Here is a 17,791-nt window from a genome sequence, read left to right on the forward strand (position 1 = left end):
CGCCACACCCGCGGACCACCCCGTGAACGCCACACCCGCCGAGCACACCGTGAAGGCCCCGCACGTCCTGGTACTCGGCGGCACGACCGAGGCCCGCCGTCTCGCCGAGGCGCTGACCGGCACACCCTGGCGCGTCACGACCTCCCTCGCGGGCCGCGTCGCCGCACCACGCGCCCTGCCCGGAGCCGTGCGCGTCGGCGGCTTCGGCGGTACGGAAGGACTCGCGGCCTGGCTGCGTACGCACCGCGTCGCCGCGCTCGTCGACGCGACCCACCCCTTCGCCGCCACGATGAGCTTCCACGCCGCCGAAGCCGCCGCGGCGACCGGCGTCCCGCTCCTCGCGCTGCGCCGCCCCGGCTGGGCCCGCACCCCCGGGGACGACTGGCACGACGCCGCCTCGCTCGACGAGGCGGCATCCCTGCTGCCCGCGCTCGGCACCCGTGTCTTCCTCACGACGGGCCGCACCGGGCTCGCCGCCTTCACCGGGCACCCCGGGCTGTGGTTCCTCGTGCGCGCGGTCGACCCGCCCGAACCGCCGCTTCCCACCCGTACCGAAGTCCTCCTGGACCGCGGCCCCTTCACCCTCGAAGGCGAACGCGCCCTGCTCGCACGCCACCAGGTCGACGTCCTCGTCACGAAGGACAGCGGGGGAGCGGCCACGGCGCCGAAACTCACCGCGGCGCGCGAGGCGGGCGTCCCGGTCGTGGTGGTCCGCAGGCCGCCCGTACCGCGAGGAGTGCCGGAGGCCGCGGACCCCACGGGGGCGCTGGAGTGGCTGGCGGGGCTCGCCGGGCCGGCCCGGTCGCAGGATCTGCACAGGTCCCCCACCGTCACCCCCTTGATCACCCAGTTGTAGAGTCCCTCCACCGGGTCCGGGGAGACCCGGGGACCGGGGGACGGCGAAGGGCGGCACGGGCCGCGGCCAAGCGCCCCCGCACTCGACCCGTGGGGGGTTCCACCGTGACAAGCCATGACCACATCCGTCCCGCCGGACGCCACCGCAAGCCGCCGCTGCGCCCGGGCGGCAAGCTCGCCTCGGCGGCGACGCTCGCGCTCAGCGGCAGCGTCCTCGCGGTCGGGGTACCCGCGCTGACGGCGACGCCCGCCGCCGCGGCCGCCGAGCAGCAGGCCGAGGCCGGTGAACTCGTCGTCCCCGCGAAGCCGCCCACCAGGGCCGCCGACGACCAGATCATCTCGGCAGGGGCCACGGGCTGGATCGACCGGCGGGGGAGCGGCGGAGAGCGCCACTACCACGACGCGGAGACGGGCGAGCAGACCTACGTCTCCGGCCTCAGCGTGCTCAACGAGGCCGTGGCTGGAACCATCCACGCGAGTTCCCCCGGTCACCCCGGCAGTGTGGACCTCTTCGACCCGGCGAACGGCACCACGCGCACCATCGTGCTGCCCGAGGGCCAGTCCCCGGTCGCCGCCGGATTCAACGCCGACCACATCCTCACCCAGGAAGCCACCGGCGCCCGCCTGCTCCACATCCTCGACCTCGCGGCCGACGGCACCTACACCGACAGGCTCCTCGACGAGCAGCTCCCCGCGGGAGCCTCCGCCCAGGTCAGGGCCACGCGCGGGACGCAGGCATACCTGTACTTCCTGCGCGGGGGCACCGAGGCGGGCGCCGCCGTGCTCGACTGGACCAAGGGCACGGTCACCCAGATCCTCACCAACGGGGAACCGGTACCCACCTCGGTCTCGCTCTCTCCGCGCTGGGTCAGCTCCTACCGCTCCGGCCTCGAATTCGCCTACGTCACCGACCTCCAGCACCCCGAGGAGCCCGCCCGCAAGATCGGGCTGCCCGCCCCCACCGCGGGCACCACCACCTACTCCGGCGTCCCCGTCGTCGTCGGTGACTGGCTCGTCCTCGCCCACAAGGACACCACCGGGCTCGGCGCGGGCCAGGCCCTCGTGGCCACGAGCCTCACCGGCAAGGGCACCGTCACCCTCGCCGCGCACGCCAACCCGCAGTACGCCGCGACCCCCGAAGGCGGCCTCCTCGTCGCGAGCGGCGACACGGTGGCCGACTGGGCGGTACGCCGCGTCGGCCTGGACGCGTCGGGCGACCTCACCACACGCGTCGTCAAGGCCCTGCCGCAGGACAGCCGGCCCTACCAGGGCATGGCGCTCGCCGGTGGCCGGCTCAGCCTCGTCGAGCGCGACCCGAACACCAACCTGCCGCAGCTCGTGCAGCAGGACCTCACGACAAGCGGCGCCCTCGCGACGAGCGGCCCGCAGAGCCGCCTGGGCATGCCGGTGTACGGCGGTGTCAGCAACTCCTGCGGCACCGACTGCTACGCGCTCTTCGGGACGAGCACGGGGCGGGTCGCCTACGACTACGGCGAAGAGGCGATCCTGCCGACCTCGTCCAACACCTTCAAGGCGCTCAGGGCCGGCAAGGACGTCACCGTCACCGACGCCTTCGGGCGCTGGGTCCTCATGAAGGAGAAGGAGACCGGGCAGTACCACGTGGGCGACGCCGAGGCGAACGCGGTCGTCCACAGCTTCGACGCGCGCGCCGCCGCCGTGTGGAGCAACAAGGTCTGGATGACGGCCGACACCAAGGGCGGTGTCGTCTCCTACGACCTGAAGACGAAGAAGACCTCCGCCGTCGTCGACCTCGGCTCGGGCACACGCCCCAACGCCATCCAGGTCGTCGGCCGCTGGATCTACTGGACCACGGGCGGCACGGCCGGCGTCTACGACCAGACCACGAAGAAGAACATCACCGTCCCCGCGAGCGGCGACGCCCGCATCGGCGACGGCTTCCTCGTGCGTTACACCGGCAAGGACCTCCAACTCACCGACTTCCACTCGGGCGGCGGCCACGCCGCGACCACGAGCACCGTCGCCGAGGTCCCGAACACCCTGCGCGCCGGGGTCGGCTGGACCGTCGACCCGCTCGGCGGCGGCTTCGCCTACACCGACGCCCGGCACAACGTCCACGTCCGCCGGGTGAGCGTCCCGCCCTCGCCGATCGCCAACGCCGAGTCGGTCACCACCGGCACGTACTACTCCCTGCTCAACGGCAACACGTGGACGGGCACGTGGCAGCTCACCCGCCCCGCGACCGCCTGGCGTCTGGAGATCCGCGACGCCTGGAACAAGATCGTCGCCACCGACGAGGGCACGAGCCGCACCGGCACCCAGATCACCGCCTCCTGGAACGGCCTCGTCAACGGCAAGAAGGCCGTCAACGGGAAGTACACCTACGTCCTGCGGGCCAAGGGCGTCGGCGACAGCGACTACCGGAGTCTCGTCAGCGGCACCACCGAGACCGCCTACGGCGCGGCCGCCTTCCACAGCGTCTTCCACGACGCCGGGGGCCAGGTCCTCACCCTCAACAGCAAGGGCCAGCTCACCGCCCACACCTTCGACGGCGCCGACCACACCAAGAGGACGGCCTCCGGCTGGCCCACCACCTCGACCTTCGTCCCCTTCGGCGACGCGCTCGGCGAGGGCGGCAACGACCTGATCGTGCGGGACCAGAGTGGCAAGGCCTACCGCTACGGCGGCAACGGCAGCGGGCCGATCCTGCCGGGCGCCGACAAGGTCGTCGTCGGCACCGGCTGGAACGTCTACGACACGCTCACACACCCCGGCGACCTCAACAAGGACGGCCTTCCCGACCTCGTCGCCCGCCGCTCCGACAACGGCGACGTGTACGCCTTCTACGGGACCAAGGACGGCAAGCTCTCCGCGGAGAAGAAGCTCGCCACCAACTGGAAGTCGTACACGCACATCGTCGGCGCGGGAGACCTCGACGGGGACGGCAACGGGGACCTCGTCGCGCGCGACAAGGACGGCACGCTCTACCGCTTCAACGGCAAGGGCGACGGGACCTTCGCCGCCCGCGCCAAGATCTTCGGAAACTGGGGCGGCAGCTACACCGACATCGTCGGCGCGGGGGACCTCACGGGCGACGGCCTCCCCGACCTCGTGGAGCGCGACGCGGCGGGCAAGCTCTGGTACAACACCGGCGACGGCAAGGGGGGTTTCGCCTCCGCGCGCAAGGCGCTCGACACCGGCTGGAGCGTCTACAAGCAGGTCCGCTGACGGCACGGCACGGCACGGCCCGCACGGTGACGGGGCCGGCCTCTCCATGAGACCGGCCCCGTGTCCACCCCCTACTCCGCCGGGTACCGCCTCGGCGTCCAGACGATCTCCTCGCCGTCCCCGCGCCGCACCAGCCGTGTCCGCGAGGAGCCCACGAGCAGGATCGTGCGCATGTCCACATCGGCGGGGTCGAGGTCGGCGAGCCGCACGATCCGCACCCGCTCGCCCGCGCCGCCGACGTCACGCGCCACCACGACGGGCGTACCGGGCGCGCGGTGCTCCAGGAGCACGTCACGGGCCGCGCCGACCTGCCACGTCCGGCTCCCCGAACCGGGGTTGTAGAGCGCGAGGACGAGATCGGCGCCCGCCGCGGCGCGCAGCCGCGCGGCCACCACGTCCCAGGGCTTGAGCCGGTCCGAGAGCGAGAACACCGCGTAGTCGTGCCCCAGCGGCGCCCCCGCCCGCGCCGCCGCCGCGTTCGCCGCCGTCACCCCCGGCAGGACCCGTACGGGCACGTCCGCGTACTCCTCCCGCGAGGCCACTTCGAGCACCGCCGTCGCCATCGCGAACACCCCGGGATCACCCCCGGACACGACCGCGACCCTCCGCCCCCGGGCCGCCAACTGCAAGGCGAACTCGGCGCGTTCGGACTCCACACGGTTGTCCGACGCGTGCCGCCGCTGGCCGGGACGCTCCGGTACGCGGTCGATGTACGTCGCGTACCCCACGAGGTCGTCCGCCGCCGCGAGCGCGCCCCGCGACTCCGGCGTCAGCCACAGCGGCCCGGCGGGACCCGTCCCCACCACCACCACCTCGCCGCGCTGCGCGCCCGGCTCCCGAGGGCCCCCGGCCACCCGGCTCGGCAGCACGGCGACCGAGAAGTACGGCACCCCGTCGGCGTCCACGTCGGCGAGCGCCGCGGTGCGCTCCCCGTCCATCGTCGCCCGCTCCACGTACCGCGCCTCGTCGAGCCGTCCCGCACTCTGAAGCGCCCGGCGGACCTTGGGGAAGGTGCGGCCCAGCTTCATCACGACCGCCGAATCGGTCGCCGCGAGCCGCGCGGTCAACTCCTCCTCGGGAAGCGTCCCCGGCAGCACGGTCAGCACCTCCTCGCCCTCGACGAGCGGCCGCCCGAGCCGCGCCGATGCGGCGGCGAACGACGTGACGCCTGGCACCACTTCGGTCGCGTAGCGGTGGGCGAGCCGCTTGTGCATGTGCTGGTACGAGCCGTAGAAGAACGGGTCGCCCTCCGCGAGCACCGCGACCGTGCGCCCCGCGTCGAGGTGCGCGGCCAGCCGCGCCGCCGCCTCCTCGTAGAACTCCTCCAAGGCCCCCCGGTAGCCGCCCGGATGGTCCGTCGTCTCCGTCGTGACCGGGTAGACGAGCAGCTCTTCGACGTGGTCCGCGCGCAGGTACCGTTCCGCTATCCCGCGCGCGATCGAGCGGCCGTGCCGCGCGCTGTGGTAGGCGACCACGTCCGCCGCACGGATCACGTCGACGGCCCGCACGGTCAGGAGCGAGGGGTCCCCGGGGCCGAGCCCGACCCCGTACAGCTTGCCGCTCATTCTTCCTCGCTCGCGATCGCGTTGAGCGCGGCGGCGGCGAGCGCGCTGCCCCCGCGCCGCCCCCGCACCACCAGGTAGTCCAGTCCGCCGTGCGCGGCGAGCGCGTCCTTCGACTCCGCCGCGCCCACGAACCCGACCGGGACACCGAGCACGGCGGCGGGCCGCGGCGCGCCCGCGTCGACCAGCTCCAGGAGCCGGAACAGCGCGGTCGGCGCGTTCCCGACCGCGACGACGGCACCGCCGAGGCGGTCACCCCACAGGTCGAGCGCCGCGGCGCTGCGCGTCGTGCCCAGCTTCTTCGCGAGCGCCGGTACGGAAGGATCGGCGAGTGTGCAGACCACCTCGTTCTCCGCGGGCAGCCGCTTGCGCGTGACACCGCTCGCGACCATCTTCACGTCGGTCAGGATCGGCGCCCCCGCGCGCAGCGCCGCGCGGGCCCGCGTCACGACGTCCGGCGACCAGCCGAGGTCCCGTACGAGGTCGACCATGCCGCAGGCGTGGATCATCCGGACCGCGACCTGCGCGATCTCCGGTGGCAGCCCGCCGAGTTCGGCCTCGGCGCGGATGGTGGCGAAGGACTCCCGGTAGATCGCCGGGCCGTCCTTCTCGTAGGTGTAGCGGGTGCTCACGGGTCTCGCTGCTCTCGGTGTGGTGGTGCGGGTACGGGGTGGGTTCAGGGGGTCGGCGCGGCGAGCGCCGTCGCGAGCCGCGCGGGGTCCGCCGCGTCCACGGGGCGCGGCGCGCGGCCGGGGAGGGTCAGGACGTAGCCGCCGTCCGGGCCCGCGACGACATCGGCGTGCGGTTCCGCGGGCCTGCCGCAACGCCGTTCGCACGCCGACCAGTACAGCGGGAGCGGCGAGGCGGCGACGGCGGGCAGCGCCCGCGCGGCGTCGGCGCGCACGTCGGCGCGCGCCCGCGCGCACCCCGGGCTCCCCACGCAGGCGCCGACGCGCGGCCACGCGGAGCCCGGCGCGGTGACGAGCCCGGCGGCGGCGAGCCGTTCGGCGGCGCCCTCGACGGGCCCCACGACGACGGCACCCCGCCAGGGGGTGAGCCGCAGCTCCGCCCCGGCGCGCGTCAACTCCCGCCACGCGGCAGGAGAGAGAAGGCCGAGAGGGACGTGCACGGAGAGGGCGCCTGGGTACGGTCCTGGGGCGGGCGGCGCGGCCTCGGGGAGCGGGCCCCGCGCGAGGGCGGTACGGGCCGTGACGCCCTCGTCGGCGAGCCGCTCCCGTACGGCCCCGGCGAGCCCGGAGCCCTCCGGCAGCTCGGCGACCCGCCACACGCGGGTGCCCTCGGGCGCGCGCGCCGCCGCGTCGAGGAACAGCTCGGCAGCGCGCAGCGCCGCGTGCGGGGCGTCGGCGGCGGCCACGGCGAAGGCACCGGCACCGACCCGTACCAGCGCCTCGCCGCTCACGAGCGCGCGCACCGTCACGTCGGCCCCGAGCGAGGTCATGTCGCCCCTGCCGTCGTCGAGCGCGAAGAGGAACCTGCCCGACAGGGCCTGCGCCCGTTCGCTGCCGCACAGCGCGGCGTCGAGCGCGCGCAGCCAGTCGCCGACGGGGCGCACCCCGTGCCCGTCGAGCCCGGAGAGCGGCGAGGCGACGATGTTGCGGACGCGCTCGTGGGCGTACGAGGGCAGCAGGCCCGCGTCCGCGAGGGCCCGTCCGAGCGCCTCGCCGCAGGCGAGGCCGAGGCCGCGCAGCTGCACGTTGCCGCGCGAGGTCAGGTGCAGGTCACCGTCCCCGCGCCGCAGGGCCAGCTCCCCGAGCGCCGCCAGCTGTGCCGCGCCGAGCACCCCGCCGGGCACCCGCACCCGCGCCAGCCCGCCGTCGTCGGCGTGGTGCAGCCGCAGCGCACCGGGACAGGCGTCACCAGCGGCCGCCGCGGCGGCCGCGGCGGTCACCGGGGAGGCCGGAGGCACGGCGGGGCGCGGAAGAGGGGAGGGCATGGCGGCGAGCATACCGATCCGCCCACGGGGGAGGCCGCCCCGTACCCCTGCCTGCCCGGCCCCCGTACTATGACCACTCGGCGGTCCCACCCGGTCCGCCACCGCCAGACGGCGACAGGGGAGGAAGCCCGGTGCGAATCCGGCGCGGTCCCGCCACTGTGAGCACGCGCATCAGCCGCGTGTGAGCCAGGAACTCCCGCCGTCCGAACACCGCCCGGGGCGTGGACACCCCGAGGAAGGGCCGACGCCGCATGTTCCTGCTCCTGTCGACGTCCGACACGGACCTGCTCAGCGCCCGCGCGGCCGCGGGCCCTGTCCCGTACCGCTTCGCGAACCCCTCGCGGCTCGCGCTCGACGCGTTGCCCGACCTCCTCGAAGGCGTCGATCTCGTGATCGTCCGGCTCCTCGGCGGAATCCGGGTCTGGGAGGAGGGGCTCGACCTGCTCCTCGCCGACGGCCGTCCCGTCGTCGTGCTGAGCGGCGAGCAGGCCCCTGACGCCCAGCTCATGGCCGCGTCCACCGTTCCGGTCGGCATCGCGGCCGAGGCCCACGCCTACCTCGCGCACGGCGGTCCCGCGAACCTCGCACACCTCGCCCGCTTCCTCTCCGACACCGTGCTCCTCACCGGCCACGGCTTCGACGCGCCCGCGCCCGCCCCCTCCTGGGGCCCCCTGGAGCGCACCCCGCGCACCACCACGGGTCCCGTCGTCGCCGTGCTCTACTACCGCGCCCACCACATGAGCGGCAACACCGGCTTCGTGGACGCGCTGTGCGAGGCCGTCGAGGACGCGGGAGGCCGGGCGCTCCCGCTCTACGTGGCCTCGCTGCGTACCCCGGAGGAGGGTCTGCTCGACACGCTCCGCACCGCCGACGTCCTCGTCACCACCGTCCTCGCCGCCGGGGGCACGCGCCCCGCCGAGGCGAGCGCGGGCGGCGACGAGGAGGCGTGGGACGCGGGCGCGCTCGCCGGGCTCGACGTACCGATCCTCCAGGCCCTGTGCCTCACCGGCTCGCGCGCCGACTGGCAGGAGAACGACGAGGGCGTCTCGCCGCTCGACGCCGCGAGCCAGATCGCCGTGCCCGAGTTCGACGGCCGCCTCATCACCGTCCCCTTCTCCTTCAAGGAGATCGACGCGGACGGCCTCCCCGCCTACGTCGCCGACCCCGAGCGCGCCGCGCGCGTCGCCGGGATCGCCGTGCGCCACGCCCGCCTGCGTCACATCCCCGCGCCCGAGAAGCGCCTCGCGCTCGTCCTGTCCGCGTACCCCACCAAGCACTCCCGCATCGGCAACGCGGTCGGCCTCGACACGCCCGCGAGCGCCATCGCGCTCCTGCGCCGCCTCCTCGCCGAGGGCTACGACTTCGGCGACGAGCCCATCCCCGGCGTCGAGTCCGGCGACGGCGACGAGCTGATCCGCGCGCTCATCGAGGCGGGCGGGCACGACCAGGAATGGCTCACCGAGGAACAGCTCGCCGCCAACCCGGTCCGTATCCCCGCCGCCGACTACCGCCGCTGGTTCGCGACGCTCCCGAAGGAGCTGCGCGCGGCCGTCGAGGAGCACTGGGGGCCCGCGCCAGGCGAGATGTTCGTGGACCGCGGCGCCAACCCCGAGGGCGACATCGTCCTCGCGGCGCTGCGCTTCGGGAACCTCCTCGTCCTCATCCAGCCCCCGCGCGGCTTCGGCGAGAACCCCATCGCGATCTACCACGACCCCGACCTGCCGCCCTCGCACCACTACCTCGCGGCCTACCGCTGGATCGCTGCCCCCGTGCGTGAGGGCGGCTTCGGCGCCGACGCGATGGTGCACCTCGGCAAGCACGGCAACCTGGAGTGGCTCCCGGGCAAGAACGCGGGCCTCTCCGCCGCGTGCGGCCCCGACGCGGCGCTCGGCGACCTGCCGCTCGTCTACCCCTTCCTCGTCAACGACCCGGGCGAGGGCACGCAGGCCAAGCGCCGCGTCCACGCGACGCTCGTCGACCACCTGGTGCCGCCGATGGCCCGCGCCGAGTCGTACGGGGACATCGCGCGCCTCGAACAACTCCTCGACGAGCACGCGCAGATCGCCGCGATGGACCCCGCGAAGCTCCCCGCGATCCGCGCCCAGATCTGGACGCTCATCCAGGCCGCGCGCCTCGACCACGACCTCGGCCTCGACGACCGCCCCGATGACGACGGCTTCGACGACTTCCTCCTGCACGTCGACGGCTGGCTCTGCGAGGTCAAGGACGCCCAGATCCGCGACGGCCTCCACGTCCTCGGCAAGGCCCCCGCCGCCGCCGACCGCGTCAACCTCGTCCTCGCGATCCTGCGCGCCCGCCAGATCTGGGGCGGCACGCAGGCGCTCCCCGGGCTGCGCGAAGCGCTCGGCCTCGACGAGTCCGCCGCGACCCTCGCGAGCGCCGACGCCGCCGAGGAACGCGCCCGCGCCCTCGTCCAGGCGATGGAGGACGCGGGCTGGGACCCGGAGGCGGTGCCGCAGGACGAGAACGAGGACGTCCGCGCGATCCTCGCCTTCGCCGCGCGCGAGGTGATCCCGCGCCTCGCCGCGACGACCGACGAACTCGACCACACCCTGCACGCCTTGCGCGGCGGCTTCGTCCCCGCGGGCCCCTCGGGCTCCCCGCTGCGCGGTCTCGTCAACGTCCTGCCGACGGGCCGCAACTTCTATTCCGTCGACCCGAAGGCCGTCCCCTCGCGCCTCGCCTGGGAGACCGGGCAGGCCCTCGCGACCTCGCTCCTGGACCGCTACCGCGCCGACCACGGCGAGTGGCCCACCTCGGTCGGGCTCTCGCTGTGGGGCACGAGCGCGATGCGCACGGCGGGCGACGACATCGCCGAAGCCCTCGCGCTGCTCGGCGTCCGGCCCGTGTGGGACGACGCCTCGCGCCGCGTCACGGGGCTCGAAGCGATCCCGTACGAGGAACTGGGCCGCCCCCGCGTCGACGTGACCCTGCGCATCTCCGGCTTCTTCCGCGACGCCTTCCCGCACACGGTCGGCCTCCTGGACGACGCCGTCCGCCTCGCCGCCTCGCTCGACGAGCCCGCGGAGCACAACCACATCCGCGCCCACGTCCAGCGCGACGTGGCCGAGCACGGCGACGAACGCCGCGCCACCACGCGCATCTTCGGCTCCAGGCCGGGGACCTACGGCGCCGGACTGCTCCAGCTCATCGACTCGCGCGACTGGCGCACGGACGCCGATCTCGCCGAGGTCTACACGGTGTGGGGCGGGTACGCCTACGGGCGTGGCCTCGAAGGGCGCCCCGCGCGCGAGGAGATGGAGACCGCCTACCGCAGGATCGCCGTCGCGGCGAAGAACACCGACACGCGCGAGCACGACATCGCCGACTCGGACGACTACTTCCAGTACCACGGCGGCATGGTCGCGGCCGTGCGCGCCCTGCGCGGCACCGCGCCGGAGGCGTACATCGGCGACTCGACGCGCCCCGAGACCGTACGCACCCGCACGCTCGTCGAGGAGACCTCGCGCGTCTTCCGCGCCCGCGTCGTCAACCCCCGCTGGATCGAGGCGATGCGCCGCCACGGCTACAAGGGCGCCTTCGAACTCGCCGCCACCGTGGACTACTTGTTCGGCTACGACGCCACGACCGGGGTCATCGCCGACTGGATGTACGACAAGCTCACCGAGACGTACGTCCTCGACGAGACCAACCGCGCCTTCCTCCAGGAGGCCAACCCCTGGGCCCTGCACGGCATCGCTGAGCGCCTCCTGGAGGCCGAGTCGCGCGGCATGTGGGCCGAACCGGACCCGGCGGTGCTCGACGCGCTGCGGCAGGTGTACCTGGAGACGGAGGGCGACCTGGAGGGCGGGGAGGACTGAGCGGGGTTCTCCCGGGTCAGGGGCCCTCCACCCGCACGGGGCCGGGGTGCCGTCCGCGCGCGGTGCGCCGCGTGATCGACTGGCCCGCATGGTTGTTCGCCCCCACACCCCCCGCATCCGCGGCGTCCTCCTCGCCCTCGCGGCCTGCCTCACCGGCGTGGTCCCTCTCGGGACCACGCCGGCCGCGGCGGCCGATCCGCACCTGACCGCCCCGGCCACGTACCACGTCGCCCCGCCCGGCGGCCGGAAGCGCCCCGCGCGCGACAAGCGCCTGCACGTCCGCTACGACGTCGACGCGGTCGCGGGGAAGAGGACGGGACGCCTGATCATGGACGTACGCGGGGCCGAGGACGTCCTGCGCCTGAAGAAGTTCGGCAACGGCTGCTCGGGCGACAGCGGCAGGATCGTCTGCGCGGTCGGCGCGAGCTACAACAGCTGGGCCGACTGGGCGGGCGCACTCCCGTACGCCGCTCCCGGCAGCAGGGCCGGGGACGCGGGGGACCTGCACCTGCGCTTCGAGGCCCCGGGCGGCCGCGTGAGCGAGGCCACCACACGTGTCGTCGTCGGCGGCCCGATCCTGGAGATCCGCCGCCCCGAGAAGGTCGCGCACCTGCGTCCCGGCGCCCGTACGCACTTCGCCTTCGTCGTGCGCAACGCGGGCGAGACCCCCGCGCACGGCCTCGGGCTCACGTACACCACCGACACCATGACGCCCGAGACGGAACGCTTCTCGAACTGCCGCTACCACGACACCACCGCCGTGTGCCGCTTCCCCTCGCTCGACCTCGCCGCCGGCGAGAGCGTCGACCTCGCGCCAGGGCTCGACCTGCGCGCCCCGAAGGTCGAGACGGGCGGCAGCCTGCACCAGTCCGCCTGGCCGCTCGACCTCGGCCCGTACGACGGGGTCGTCGTCCCCGACAGGACCGAGCCCGGCAAGGGCCCCGCCCTGCGTCCGGAGCCCGGCACGGCGAGCACGGCCGCCACGGGCACCTGGAGCGACGAGGCCACCGCCTGGACGCAGTTCTCCGTGGACAACCCCTCCGACTACGCGGCACTCGGCGCCCGCACGAGCGGCAGCGGCGGCGAGGAACGGGACATCAGCGTGGGCGCCACCAACAAGGGGCCGGGCGACCCGGGCGGGAATCCCGCCGTAGCGCTCCGGTTCACCCCGCCCAAGGGCGCGCGTGTCCTCAAGGAGCCGATGGAGGAGCTGGACGAGGACTACTTCGAGCCCCTGTGCACGCACGACAAGGCGGGCGTCTACACCTGCCCCCTCGCCGTCCACGAGCCCGGCGACACGCAGCACCTCACCTTCCGGCTCCGCCTCGGCCCCGTCCCCGCCGAGGGCTCCGTGCGACTGCGCGGCAGGGACGGCAAGGAGTACCCGGGCGACCCCGAGCCCGCGAACGACACGGCGCGCGTCGTGGCCCTCGCGGGCGAGGGCGCGGACTCGCCGGGCGGGAGCGGGAACCACGCCGCCTGGTGGGCGGGCGGCGGAGCGGCGGTCGTCGTGGCGGGGGCCCTCGCGCTGTGGGCACGGGGGCGGCGCTCCCGCGCGCGGTGACACGCGGGCCCGGGCCCGGGGGTGCCGCACCCCCGGGCCCGTACGTCCTCAACCGGCCACGCGCGCCCCCTTGCCGACCCACCACAGCGCGCCGTCCGCCGCGCCCGCTTCCCTTCCGTCCCAGCCGCTGACCCGGTACGTCACCGACTCGCCGGGCAGCAGCGTCACGAGCCCCCGGTCCGCCGTCGCCGTCGGGGCGAGCCGGTCCGCCTGGAGCAGCAGGTCCCGTACGAGCGTGTGCGCCGTCACGGTCACGTCGGCGCCGTCCGCGGTCGCCGCGACCTGTGTGCGCACCTCGGCAGCGGGGTAGGCGAACTCCTTGTCGGGAGCGGCGAAATGGAAGGCGCGCAGGTCCTCTCCCGTCGGGGTGGTCGCATCGGCGAGCAGGAACTCCCGTGCGGGATCGCCGAACTCCGTGAGCGCGAGAGGCAGTTCGACCAGCCGCACCGCCCGGGCCGCCGCGCTGAACTCCAGCTCGTACGCCTCCGGCCCGCCCCCCTTCGCGTCCAGCCGTCGTATCCGCGCGCGGCCCTCCCACGGTGTGGCCGCGTCGTTGACGACCGCGAGGGCGAGCCGACCGTCCCGCTCGACGAGGCTCAGGAGCCGGTCCGCGTACAGGCGGCGCAGCTCGTGGTAGAGCGGCTTCTCGCGCTCGTCCCCGTCGATCGCCGCCCAGCTCGTCACCGGCCAGCAGTCGTTGAGCTGCCAGAGGACCGTGCCCGCGCACACCGGCCAGTGCGCGCGCCAGTGCTCGATCCCGGTCGCGACCGCGCGGGCCTGGTTGAGCTGCGTCAGGTAGTGCCAGGTGTCGAAGTCGCCGGGTGCATCGAAGTGCGCGGCGAGGCCGCGCGCGAGCTTCCCGTTGCCGCCCTCCGCCTTCTGGTGATGGAGCATGTCCGGCGCGTCGGGGGCGAGCTGGTCCGTGCCGAGCGCGCGGCGCAGTGTCGCGTACGCCGGGGGCGCCTGCCAGCCGAACTCGGCCATGAAGCGCGGCACGTCGTCGCGGTAGGCGGCGTAGTCGAGCCTGTTCCACACCTCCCAGGAGTGCGTCGTGCCGTGCCGCGGGTCGTTCGGGTGCCGCTCGGGCGAGCCCGACCAGGGGCTGCCCGCCCAGTAGGGGCGCGTGGGGTCGGTCTCCGCGACGACGCGGGGGAGCAGGCCGAGGTAGTAGCCCTCGCCCCACGAGGCGCCGTTCAGCTCCTCGGCCCAGCCCCAGTCCCTGAAGCCCCACAGGTTCTCGTTGTTGCCGTTCCACAGCACGAGCGAGGGGTGCGGCATGAGCCGCACGACGTTCTCGCGCGCCTCCGCCTCGACCTCCGAGCGCAGTGGCTCCTCCTCCGGGTAGGCGGCGCACGCGAAGAGGAAGTCCTGCCACACGAGAAGCCCCGTCTCGTCGCAGGCGTCGTAGAAGTCCTCGCTCTCGTAGATCCCGCCGCCCCACACGCGCACGAGGTTGACGCCCGCGGCCGCCGCCTGGCCCAGGCGCCGCCGGTAGCGCGCCGCGTCCACGCGTGAGACGAGCGTGTCGTCCGGAATCCAGTTCACGCCGCGCGCGAAGACGGGCTGCCCGTTGACCCGGAGGGTGAAGGCGCTGCCCTCCGCGTCCCCGGCGGTGTCGAGCGCCACGGTGCGGAAGCCGACGCGCCGTTCCCAGGAGTCGAGCGCGGCGCCTTCGCCGTCGTCCGTGCCGAGCGTCACCACGCAGTCGTACAACGGCTGTTCGCCGTACCCGCGCGGCCACCACAGCGCGACGTCCGGCACCTCCACGAGCACCGTCGCGACATCGGAGCCCGGCGGGAGCCACGCCGTCGTCCCGGCGCCCGCGACCCGCACCGCGGCGCGCAGCGTGCGTGCCGCCCCGCCCGCGGTGCGCTCGACGGCGATCCGCACCCGGACCCGCCCGGTGCCGTCCTCGCCCACCGTCACCTCCGGCCGCACGTCGGCGAGCCGCGCGAGCGACCAGCGCTCCAGCCGCGCCTGCCGCCAGATCCCGGCGGTGACGAGCGTGGGGCCCCAGTCCCAGCCGAAGGAACTCGCCATCTTGCGGACGAAGTTGAAGGGCTCGGGGTACGCGTTCGGGCGTGGTCCGAGCCGCTCGCGCACCGCCTCGGCCTCCTCGTACGCGGACGTGAAGGCGACCTCAAGGGGCACGCTGCCGCCCGCGGCGAGCGCCTCCGTCGCGTCGAAGCGGTACGCGCGGTGCATATTGCGGGTCCTGCCGAGCGTCCGGCCCCCCATCCGTACCTCGGCGACGGTGTCGAGCCCGTCGAAGACGAGGTCGGCGCGCTCGTACCCGTCCCCTGAGCCGCCCGCGAGCGTCGTGCGGTACGTCCAGTCGGCGCGGCCCACCCACGCGACCGTCTCCTCGTTCCGGCCGAGGTACGGGTCGGGGATGAGCCCGGCCGCGAGGAGGTCGGTGTGCGCGCAGCCGGGCACGCGCGCGGGGACCCCTTCGTCCACGAGCGCGTCCGTGGCCTGCTCGGGGCGGTGCCTGCGCGGGTCGAGACGCAGGGTCCAGCCGTGGTCGATGGGGCTCGCTTTCATGTCACTCCAGAGAGGGAGGGGACGGAGCGGTCGGCGGGGAGCACGGCGGACGGAACCGTCGTACCGAGCCCCCCGTGACATCGTCCCCCCGCGCCACGCCGTCGCGCACGGGGCCCGGCACGCGTGCGGCCCCGAGACGCCCCCGCAGTGCTGATCCCGCGTCAGGACACCCCCTCCGACCTGCGATTTCAGTGGCGCTCCCGGTCGGAGGCTGGATTTACTAGGACGTCCAACTATATAGTCCGGGCAGGCCCGCGACGTGGGGTGGCCCGGTGTGACTCCGGTGTGCCCCGCCGCCGGTGCCGGGGAGCGGCCCGTCGCGAGATCCGCGAGCCACGACCGACGAACAGGGACGTCGGCCAGGCGCACGGGGCGCGGTGATCCGGGATCGACGACCCGCCGTGGGACGATCCGTGTTGTCCGCGTTATCCACGTTGTCCACGATGTCCACGAGGGATGGAGCTGACACGTATGGCACTCGTGCGCGCCCACCGATCCGGCGGCCACCCCGCCCACCGGCCACGGCGCCACCGACCCCGGAGCTGAGACCCGCACCGCGCGCGGCACCCCGCGGCTCCGAGGCCCACGGCCCCACGAGGCCAGGGCCCGTACCGCGTCCGCCGCGTCCCGCGCGTCCCGCCCCGACGCCGCACGCCCCCGCGCCCCGCCGCACCCGTCCACCCGCACGGCCGGCGAGCCGCGAGCCATCCCGCATCCCCTGACGAGAGCAGACACCTCATGGCCAGTGCGCCCGACCGCGCCCCCGTACGCGAACTCACCCACTTCATCGGCGGCAAGCACACCCCCGGCACCTCCGGTTCCTTCGCCGACGTCTACGACCCCAACACCGGCGAGGTCCAGGCCCGCGTGCCGCTCGCGAGCCGCGCCGAGACCGAGGCGGCGATCGCCGACGCGGCCCGCGCCCAGCGCGAGTGGGGCGAGTGGAATCCGCAGCGACGCGCCCGCGTGCTGCTGCGCTTCCTCCAGCTCGTCGAGCAGGAGAAGGACGAGATCGCCCGCCTCCTGTCGAGCGAGCACGGCAAGACGGTCGCGGACGCGCACGGCGACCTCCAGCGCGGCCTCGAAGTCGTCGAGTTCGCCGCCGGTATCCCGCACCTGATGAAGGGCGAGTTCACCGACAACGCGGGGACCGGTATCGACGTGCACTCGCTGCGCTCCCCGCTCGGCGTCGTCGCGGGCATCACGCCCTTCAACTTCCCCGCGATGATCCCGCTCTGGAAGGCAGCCCCCGCACTCGCCTGCGGCAACGCCTTCGTCCTCAAGCCCTCCGAGCGCGATCCCTCGGTGCCGCTGCGCCTCGCCGAGCTGTTCCTCGAAGCCGGGCTGCCCGCCGGGGTGCTCAACGTCGTCAACGGCGACCGCGGAGCCGTGGACACCCTCATCGAGGACCCGCGCGTCCGGGCGCTCGGCTTTGTCGGCTCCACGCCCATCGCCGCGCACATCTACGCGAGCGCCGCCGCGCACGGCAAGCGCGCCCAGTGCTTCGGCGGCGCCAAGAACCACATGATCGTGATGCCGGACGCCGATCTCGACCAGGCCGTCGAAGCCCTCGTCGGCGCAGGGTACGGCTCGGCGGGCGAGCGCTGCATGGCGATCTCCGTCGCCGTGCCCGTCGGCGAGGAGACCGCCGACGCGCTCGTGGCCCGGCTCAAGGAGCGCATCGCGGGGCTGCGGATCGGCACGAGCGACGACCCCGAAGCCGACTTCGGTCCCCTCGTCGGGCCCGACGCGCTCGCCCGCGTCGGCTCCTACATCGGCATCGGCGTCGAAGAGGGCGCCGAACTCGTCGTCGACGGCCGTGACTTCACCCTCCCGGGCCACGAGAAGGGCTTCTTCGCCGGGGCGTCCCTCTTCGACCGCGTGACCCCCGGCATGCGGATCTACCAGGAGGAGATCTTCGGGCCCGTGCTCAGCGTCGTGCGCGCGGCCGACTACGAGGAGGCCCTGCGCCTGCCCAGCGAGCACCCCTTCGGCAACGGCGTCGCGATCTTCACACGCGACGGCGACACCGCGCGCGACTTCACGCGCCGTGTCAACACCGGCATGGTCGGCGTCAACGTGCCGATCCCCGTCCCCGTCGCCTACCACACCTTCGGCGGCTGGAAGGCGTCCGGCTTCGGCGACCTCAACCAGCACGGACCCGACGCGGTCCGCTTCTACACCCGCACCAAGACCGTCACCACGCGCTGGCCCAAGGGGCTGCGCGAAGGGGCGAGCTTCACCATCCCGACGATGGGCTGAG

9 protein-coding genes and 1 riboswitch are annotated in these 17,791 nt (G+C 74.5%); of the genes, 5 read left to right on the plus strand and 4 right to left on the minus strand.

Annotated elements, in window-relative coordinates:
* The first annotated feature begins 49 nt into the window (after nt 1-49).
* Together ACQYWQ_RS28810 and ACQYWQ_RS28815 are read left to right on the plus strand one after the other, a co-directional pair.
* Nucleotides 50-856: a cobalt-precorrin-6A reductase gene (locus tag ACQYWQ_RS28810; protein WP_431039394.1), complete on the plus strand. Its 807-nt coding sequence runs from the start codon at nt 50-52 to the stop codon at nt 854-856.
* Nucleotides 857-960: 104 nt separating this feature from the next.
* On the plus strand, nt 961-4,062 hold the full coding sequence (locus ACQYWQ_RS28815; RefSeq protein ID WP_431038731.1) for an FG-GAP-like repeat-containing protein: 3,102 nt from the start codon (nt 961-963) through the stop codon (nt 4,060-4,062).
* 71 nt (nt 4,063-4,133) lie between these two features.
* Here ACQYWQ_RS28815 and ACQYWQ_RS28820 read toward each other — a convergent pair whose 3' ends face one another.
* The 3 genes from ACQYWQ_RS28820 to ACQYWQ_RS28830 are packed head-to-tail and all read right to left on the minus strand — an operon-like array spanning nt 4,134 to nt 7,590.
* The gene (locus ACQYWQ_RS28820; RefSeq protein ID WP_431038732.1) at nt 4,134-5,627 is read right to left on the minus strand and encodes a precorrin-2 C(20)-methyltransferase; all 1,494 of its coding nucleotides are present in this window, start codon (nt 5,625-5,627) and stop codon (nt 4,134-4,136) included.
* Nucleotides 5,624-6,256, minus strand: a complete 633-nt coding sequence (locus tag ACQYWQ_RS28825) for a precorrin-8X methylmutase (protein WP_431038733.1) — start codon at nt 6,254-6,256, stop codon at nt 5,624-5,626. Before ACQYWQ_RS28825 ends, ACQYWQ_RS28820 begins: the two co-directional genes overlap by 4 nt.
* Nucleotides 6,257-6,300: 44 nt before the next feature.
* A complete protein-coding gene (locus ACQYWQ_RS28830; protein ID WP_431038734.1) occupies nt 6,301-7,590 on the minus strand; it encodes a cobalamin biosynthesis protein CobG in 1,290 nt (429 codons plus the stop codon).
* Nucleotides 7,591-7,698: 108 nt separating this feature from the next.
* Nucleotides 7,699-7,774, plus strand: a riboswitch (cobalamin riboswitch).
* Between the two features lie 55 nt (nt 7,775-7,829).
* Here ACQYWQ_RS28830 and cobN point away from each other — a divergent pair.
* Nucleotides 7,830-11,420 (plus strand): cobaltochelatase subunit CobN, encoded by a 3,591-nt coding sequence (cobN, locus tag ACQYWQ_RS28835; RefSeq protein ID WP_431039395.1) that lies wholly within the window; start codon nt 7,830-7,832, stop codon nt 11,418-11,420.
* 88 nt (nt 11,421-11,508) lie between these two features.
* Nucleotides 11,509-12,984: a hypothetical protein gene (locus ACQYWQ_RS28840; RefSeq protein WP_431038735.1), complete on the plus strand. Its 1,476-nt coding sequence runs from the start codon at nt 11,509-11,511 to the stop codon at nt 12,982-12,984.
* 48 nt (nt 12,985-13,032) lie between these two features.
* Here ACQYWQ_RS28840 and ACQYWQ_RS28845 read toward each other — a convergent pair whose 3' ends face one another.
* Nucleotides 13,033-15,528 (minus strand): glycoside hydrolase family 2 protein, encoded by a 2,496-nt coding sequence (locus tag ACQYWQ_RS28845; protein WP_431038736.1) that lies wholly within the window; start codon nt 15,526-15,528, stop codon nt 13,033-13,035.
* A gap of 738 nt (nt 15,529-16,266) precedes the next feature.
* Here ACQYWQ_RS28845 and ACQYWQ_RS28850 point away from each other — a divergent pair.
* Nucleotides 16,267-17,790, plus strand: coding sequence for a CoA-acylating methylmalonate-semialdehyde dehydrogenase (locus ACQYWQ_RS28850; RefSeq protein ID WP_431038737.1), 1,524 nt, complete (start codon nt 16,267-16,269; stop codon nt 17,788-17,790).
* Nucleotide 17,791 lies beyond the last annotated feature (1 nt).

The sequence above is a fragment of the Streptomyces sp. P6-2-1 genome (assembly GCF_050613165.1).
In the GTDB taxonomy this organism is placed as follows: Bacteria; Actinomycetota; Actinomycetes; order Streptomycetales; family Streptomycetaceae; genus Streptomyces.

Bases quoted from the DNA above. Each gene is read 5' to 3' on its own strand.
- ACQYWQ_RS28850 (WP_431038737.1), top strand. From the start codon at position 16,267: ATGGCCAGTGCGCCCGACCGCGCCCCCGTACGCGAACTCACCCACTTC.
- cobN (WP_431039395.1), top strand. From the start codon at position 7,830: ATGTTCCTGCTCCTGTCGACGTCCGACACGGACCTGCTCAGCGCCCGC.
- ACQYWQ_RS28820 (WP_431038732.1), bottom strand. From the start codon at position 5,627: ATGAGCGGCAAGCTGTACGGGGTCGGGCTCGGCCCCGGGGACCCCTCG.
- ACQYWQ_RS28840 (WP_431038735.1), top strand. From the start codon at position 11,509: ATGGTTGTTCGCCCCCACACCCCCCGCATCCGCGGCGTCCTCCTCGCC.
- ACQYWQ_RS28845 (WP_431038736.1), bottom strand. From the start codon at position 15,528: ATGAAAGCGAGCCCCATCGACCACGGCTGGACCCTGCGTCTCGACCCG.
- ACQYWQ_RS28830 (WP_431038734.1), bottom strand. From the start codon at position 7,590: ATGCTCGCCGCCATGCCCTCCCCTCTTCCGCGCCCCGCCGTGCCTCCG.